Origin of the sequence: Pseudoalteromonas sp. TB25 (assembly GCF_000497995.1) — a bacterium.
In the GTDB taxonomy this organism is placed as follows: Bacteria; Pseudomonadota; Gammaproteobacteria; order Enterobacterales; family Alteromonadaceae; genus Pseudoalteromonas; species Pseudoalteromonas distincta.
In genome coordinates this window covers 26926-33868 of sequence record NZ_AUTI01000099.1, presented here as the reverse complement: position 1 = coordinate 33868, position 6943 = coordinate 26926, and the positions used below count along the sequence as shown (strand labels likewise).

General features: G+C 34.6%; 5 protein-coding genes. All 5 read left to right on the top strand.

Annotation, left to right across the window (positions count from 1 at the left end):
* Nucleotides 1–938 (top strand): restriction endonuclease subunit S (locus L652_RS1000000124710; RefSeq protein WP_024603236.1); only part of this gene is annotated, 938 nt, incomplete at its 5' end.
* 119 nt (nt 939–1057) lie between these two features.
* On the top strand, nt 1058–1612 hold the full coding sequence (locus L652_RS0102040) for a hypothetical protein (protein WP_024603235.1): 555 nt from the start codon (nt 1058–1060) through the stop codon (nt 1610–1612).
* Nucleotides 1613–1741: 129 nt separating this feature from the next.
* Entirely contained in the window at nt 1742–3886 is a 2145-nt protein-coding gene (locus L652_RS0102035) for an AAA family ATPase (RefSeq protein WP_024597128.1), read from the top strand.
* On the top strand, nt 3886–5214 hold the full coding sequence (locus tag L652_RS0102030; RefSeq protein WP_024597127.1) for an McrC family protein: 1329 nt from the start codon (nt 3886–3888) through the stop codon (nt 5212–5214). Before L652_RS0102035 ends, L652_RS0102030 begins: the two co-directional genes overlap by 1 nt.
* Before the next feature lie 26 nt (nt 5215–5240).
* On the top strand, nt 5241–6917 hold the full coding sequence (locus tag L652_RS0102025; RefSeq protein ID WP_024597126.1) for a hypothetical protein: 1677 nt from the start codon (nt 5241–5243) through the stop codon (nt 6915–6917).
* The last annotated feature ends 26 nt before the right edge of the window (nt 6918–6943 follow it).

Below are 6943 nucleotides of genomic sequence, written 5' to 3'. Positions count from 1 at the left end.
CCGCCGTCTCCGGCAAACTCACCGAACAATGGCGAATGGTGAATGAAATATTAAAACCGACAGAAGTTTTAAATAATTTATTACATGCTCGAAAAGAAAAGTGGGAAGAGGAACAATTAAAAAGTTTTCAAAGAAAAGGGAAACTACCTACTAATGATAAATGGAAGAATAAATATAAAAGTCCTCAGGAAGGATATTTAGATGAGTACGATACAACAATAATTAAGAGTGTTACAAAAGACTGGTTAGTTTCTAATTTAGACTCTGTATCTGTAATGGTTACAGGGAAAACACCATCTACTACTGATGATACTAATTGGGACGGTGATATACCATTCATAAGCCCTTCACAAATAACAAAAGAAGGCTGTGTTACCGCACCCAGTAGATATGTTTCCACTATTGGAGCTGCTAAGACACCTATTTTGCCAAAGAACTCTGTCTTAGTCGTTTGTATTGGTACGATTGGTAAAGTTGGTCTGCTTGATAAAGATGCTGCATTTAATCAGCAAATAAACGCAATGATTCCAGTAAACGGAATGAATAAAATGTTTTTGTTTTATTGGTCAAAAACATTGCATGATTGGTTAAATAAGACCTCAAGCGCGGTTGTTAATGCTGCGATAATCAATAAATCGCGTCTTTCAATTGCTCCTTGCCCTGTGCCTTCAATAGAAGAACAAACCGAAATCGTTCGTCTCGTCGAACAATATTTCGCTTTAGCCGATACCTTAGAAAAGAATCTCGCGAATGCTAAACAGCGTGTTGATAACTTAACCCAATCGATATTAGCAAAAGCCTTTCGCGGTGAACTTGTTCCACAAGACCCAAACGACGAACCCGCCGATAAGTTATTAGCGCGCATAAAAGCCGCGCGACTTGAAGCCGAAAAGCTAGAAAAAGCCGCCAAAAAAGCAGCAAAAGCCAGTAAGAAGTAACACGCTATTTGTAGGTCGGCATTGTTGCCGACATGGTTAAATTCGACAGACATAAGAGTGAGTTTAAAGCAAGCCAATTACAAGTTAGCGAATTAGACAAATATATTAGGGAAATGGATATGTCGTTTATTGAAAATGAATTAAATATAAATAAAAAAGAAATTGAGCAAGAAATTAAAGCGGATTATGAAAAGATAGGAATTGATTATTCACAAGCATTAGTCGATCAAGCTGTTATGGTTTCATGTTTGCAAAGTTTGTTAGCTGAGCTTGAAGATCATAACGAGTTACATATAGCTTATGATAATGGGCCTAAAAATTTTATTTTTGATGCAAATGAGTTAGAGCAGTTAGCTTGCGAATTAGAAGACTATTATGACTCTTTAGTTGAATTTCCAGAGAATTTACAACGTGATAAGTTTGACGAGGCACATCCAGACCTAATTAGTACCGTTGCAACTCATTGTAGTGAATCACCATACATTAATAGAAGGGAACTTTTTGACCAATTATGTGATGAGGCTGAACATGGAGTGGATCCTGAAGATGAGGATGACGCATTATATGGCACTGGCAATACTAAAGAGTTTGATATAGCAAAATTAATAAAAATAGAAAAGTGTTTTGTTGAATACTTATGTGAACTTGATAGTCAATTAAATTTTAGAATTTGAAACGTTATAATTAATTGTTTAAATGCATTTATGCAATGCAAAACCCTATAAATAGCGATGTATTAAAGGCATCGCTATAACTTTTAAAGCTAGCATTATTGTGCAGTACAAAAAAATTAAAGGATTAAAATGGAATTTGAAGAGTTTTTAACCACTCATATGAGTGAAATTAATGCTGAGTTCTTAAACTCTAGAAGTAGCGAGCAACAAGCACTGTTTACTGAAGTTTATGGTTTGATTCGTCAGTATTTTCCACTGTGTGATTGCTATACAACACACAACGCCAAAGAAAAAAAACGCTTCTTTAAGTTTGGTGTAAAAGATGGAAGCGGCAAGGGAAAACCGCGTATTTCAGTTAGTTTTTTTGCAGATACGGTTAGAGTATCTGTTAATAGACATTTTTTTAAAGAAAGAAAAGTTATAGAACCAAGCTCAATTGAAGAGCTATCACCATTTTTAGAAAAAATAAAAAATCAATTAATTGGTGAAATGGATGGGGACCAGAGAAACCCTATAAATTATTCTCAAGATGAAGAAACCACAGAGCAAGATACTACTGAAAAACTGATCATAAATGACAGCTGTGAGTTTGATAGCTCTGCATCTCCTTTAAATCAAATCCTATATGGCCCTCCAGGAACAGGTAAGACTTACCATACAATTGAGGCCGCGGTAAAAGCTGCTGAGCCTGAAAAATACGAAGCGCTAAAAAGAAACCCCGCATTGAGTACAGCAAAATCACAAAGAGAAGAGCTTATAAAGCTCTACAAATCTCTAGTAGATGATGATCGTATTCGTTTTGTAACATTCCACCAAAGTTATGGTTATGAAGAGTTTGTAGAGGGGTTGCGTGCTCTTACAAATGAAGAAAAGCAAATAGAATATAAAGTTCTATCAGGTGTATTTAAAAAAATCAGTGATGATGCTACTAACACAAATATTAAGAAAAGCCTCGAACTGAATACTAATCCGAGAATTTGGAAGATATCTATTGATGGTGTAAAACCTAGTACGATTAAAAACTATTGTTTTAAAAATAATGTGGCTGCAATTGGTTGGGGGCATACCGGTGATATGGCACAAGATGAGCGTTCCCCTGAAGAGAATATTTACTTTGAAGGGCTAACTAGCCAAAATAAAAATACTATCACTCAGTTTTGTTCTGCAATTAATGAAGGTGACTTACTGTTATGTATAAGTAGCGCGAAGACTATTCAGGCTGTTGGTGTTGTTAAGGGGGGTTATGAATATAAAGAACAAGGGATTTTAGATAGAAATGACTTTCGCCATACTCTACCCGTTGAATGGTTGAAAACAGATCTTGACCTTGATATTCATTCTTTAAATGATAATACCAACCTAGTTCAAAAAACAGTTTACGAGCTTGATAGGTTTACAGAGGCTGATTTTTTTCAGCTTATGGAAAAAAATGAAATATCATTTGGCCAGAAACCAGTTCCAGAGACTAAAGATAATTATGTTTTAATTATTGATGAGATTAATCGGGGTAATATTTCAAAAATATTTGGCGAACTTATTACGCTTATTGAGCCATCTAAGCGAGCCGGAAAAGATAATCTAGAAACATTAAAAGTAACTTTACCTCATTCAGGAAACCCATTTTCAATCCCTGATAACCTTTATATTATTGGTACTATGAATACGGCTGATAGATCGTTAGCGATGATGGATACTGCTTTGCGCCGCCGTTTTGATTTTATAGAAATGATGCCACAGCCAGAATTGTTTAAAGGTAAAGAAGTTAAAGGTATTGACCTTGAGCTGCTACTTAAAACAATGAACAAGCGTATTGAGGTGCTTTACGACCGAGAGCATACATTAGGGCATGCTTTTTTAATCCCTGTTTTAGATGCTTTAAATGTTGGTGGTGACAATGTACAAAACAATGCATTTAGTGAACTTAAAAACACGTTCAAAAATAAAATCATCCCGCTACTTGAAGAGTACTTTTTTGAAGACTGGAATAAAATTCGCTTAGTATTAGGTGACAACCGAAAAGAAAAAAGTGAAATAGAACAATATATTTTTGTGAAATCGAAAAACGAAGAATATACTAAAATTTTTGGTAAAAATCATGGTTTAGAAACCTACGAAGACACGAAAACCACATACACCTTAGCTGATTTTAACGCTCAATATTCAGTATGGAATAGCCCGATAGCTTATCAGGCTATTTATGACGATACATTGCTTAAAAGCCCTGCGAACACTAATGATGATGCAAATGAAGTTCCATCTTCGAGTGCTCAGTAATGCCGGAAGTAAAAAAGCAAACTACTGTTTTTGAGTTTGGGTATTTGGTTAATGGTGATGATAAAAGTGGCAAAGTACCAGCATCGCCCCAGATAAAACCTATTTCTGGAGACGCATACAATTATTTAAGAAAGTTATGTTTATGTGATGACTCAGAAAGTCGATTCATGCGCTTAAAGCAAGTTGATAGCTGTGAGGTATTACAAGTTAAAAACTATGCAGGTGTGATTTTTACTCCCGATGGAACCCAAATAGAAGTATTACCTAAAGTAGCTAAAAATAGTGATGACAGCGCCTCGCGCGCGTCATTACTCATGATGCTTAAATCACTTAAGCAGTTTAGGCACTTACAAACTAATAATGCTAATTTAGCTGAAAATAAAATACCTTTACTAGAGGTTTTTATTAGCCAGTTTTTAGCCTCTGTAAATACCTTAATAAAGCGCGGGCTTAAAAGTGACTATGTACTAAAAGAAGATAACGTTGCCTTTTTAAAAGGTAAGCTTTTGGTAGGTAAGCAAGTTAAGCATAACTTTATTAATAAACATAAGTTTTATGTTGAGTACGAAGAGTATTTACAAGATAGGCCGGTTAATCGATTAATACACACTGCACTTGTAAAGGTGAAAGGCTATAGCCGCAGTGCTAATAACCAAAAATTACTGCAAGAGCTGTTATTTGCTTTTGCAGACATACCACTAAGTAATAATGTTAAGAATGACTTTGCTAGCGTTAAGCTAGATAGGGGAATGAAGTATTACGAAGCCCCACTGGCGTGGACAAAGCTAATTATTGATGGATTCTCTCCGTTAACCTTGCAGGGTAAAAGTAATGCATTTTCGTTGTTGTTCCCTATGGAAGCGGTGTTTGAAAGCTTTGTTGCTCAGTATTTAAAAAAACATATTACAGGTTTTGGTGAGGTATCTGCTCAGGTGAGTACTAAGTCTTTAGTTGATTATGGCAATACACCTTATTTTTTACTAAAACCGGATTTATATATTTCACGCAAAAGTGATACCGATAAAAGCAATGACATTGTGCTTGATACAAAATGGAAATTAATAAATGAGAAAAACTCTAAACGAAAAGACAAGTTTGGGCTTTCTCAAGCTGATTTTTATCAAATGCTAGGCTATGGTCATACTTACTTAAATGGTGAAGGTGATTTAGTCCTGATTTACCCTAAAACAGACGTGTTTAGCAGTGCATTCCCGCATAGCTTTAATTATGACGGTGGTGCGCTAAAACTCTGGGTTGTGCCTTTTGATATACAAGCTGAATGTGAAAATAGAATAGATTTGAGCTGTTTAAATATAGGTATTATTTAATATTAACGTTGCAAGTGGAGTAGTCGATGCAACCAATAGAAGAAACTATTCAAAGAGTCATAATTCAAGATTTTGATCTGTTGAATAATTATAAAACATGTAATTTAATTGAAGCTCATAAAAATAATTTATTACAAAGCCATAAAAATAAAATATTAAAACCATTAGATGGTTTTAGCTATTGCGCTGATGAGGATGCAGACCATTTAGCCGATTATTATAAGGCTCTTGAAGAGGGCGATTTTGTAAAAGCCTGTTATTTAGCTAAGCAATACGATGAAATTGAAGAGTTACTTTTAAGCGCAATCGAAAATAATGACGAAGAGCTCGCTATTACACTATTATTACTAGGTGCGAATATTAATCATCAATACGTTGGCGAGTACGATGATATAAATTACCCAATAACACTCGCGATGGCTAATGGATTAGAGTATGTGTTCAATGCTCTGCTTTTATTTCCTGACATAAACCTTGCAGTAATCGGAACCCCAATCATGGAAAACCCTGAAGTAAGACAGTTTTGCGGGTATCCGGTAACTAACTCTGCGTTGTGCCCTTTGGCTGTCCTGCTTCAGGCTGAGTATCAAAACTTTGCAAGATTTATAAATGTTGATTTTGATGTCATTCTTTCAGACAACTCTATGTTAAATACATTATTAATTGAACAAAATTTAATATATGAACTTAAGCAATTAATAGTTTTGGGTGGTTATGCTGATGACGTGGACGGTGATGATTGTGGTTATATAGGATCTCTGTATTGGGATTATAAGAGCAAGCCAATAGATACAAACTTAAATAGAATAAGCGAATTTGGAAATATAATTTCTAATGTGCTGATACAAGGTGATGAGCCCTGGCTTATTGATTTAATAGATAATCGTGGTAAACCATATGCTAAATCACTAATTAAAGAACTAGGTATAGAGGAACTCATTACCCAGCTTGCCGATAAGTATGAAGCCCAACAAAGCAAAATTGATGAGTTAGAGGATGAACTCGCTGATGCAGTTTCTGATAGTGATTTTTTTAAAAGGTTAGACCTTACTTCGATTGTTAATAACCACAATAAGTTTATAGAAATTGATATAACCGAAGAGTTTATTGAGCTTAATTTTAACTTTGTAAAGCCCTATGTAAAGGCAATAAAGGTAAGGCAACAAAATGCTGAGTATGAACTTGTATTAGAAATAAATACTGGTATTGAGCTAACAGAAGAAATCAAAATATCAGGTTTTTTTAATAGGCCCTTCCAAAGCTCAGTTAAAATGACAGCCTATGTATATCAGCATTTAATACGCTTGAAAAATGTGTATATTAGCTTGTTAGCTAGTCATAAAGCTACACTTGAGCCACTCAACAAATTGACCCCTAATTTTATTGATGCATTGTTAAACCATGATGTGGTTATTGAAGGTTGTCATTCATTTGACCTATTTAAGTACCTAGCCATGTTATGTAATACAGACTCTGTCGACTTTTTTAACAGTGTGAACAAAGTAAATAAAAGTCAATATATTCAAGTTATTGTTGATAAAAAAGTTGAGGTTAACTTGATTGATTTTAGGGAGTCTCTTCCAATTTACAGTGGTGAGATTGGCCCTGAGAATAAAGATGAGTATAAAGTGTTTAACATTGCTCTTTACCAAGCAATTTTAATGCTAAGCAGAACTCAAATATATGACAAACACGATAAGTAACTTATTTTATATGTACATTTTAATAG

Coding starts and splice junctions, on each gene's coding strand:
- L652_RS0102040 (WP_024603235.1), top strand. CDS start 1,058: ATGTCGTTTATTGAAAATGAATTAAATATAAATAAAAAAGAAATTGAG.
- L652_RS0102035 (WP_024597128.1), top strand. CDS start 1,742: ATGGAATTTGAAGAGTTTTTAACCACTCATATGAGTGAAATTAATGCT.
- L652_RS0102030 (WP_024597127.1), top strand. CDS start 3,886: ATGCCGGAAGTAAAAAAGCAAACTACTGTTTTTGAGTTTGGGTATTTG.
- L652_RS0102025 (WP_024597126.1), top strand. CDS start 5,241: ATGCAACCAATAGAAGAAACTATTCAAAGAGTCATAATTCAAGATTTT.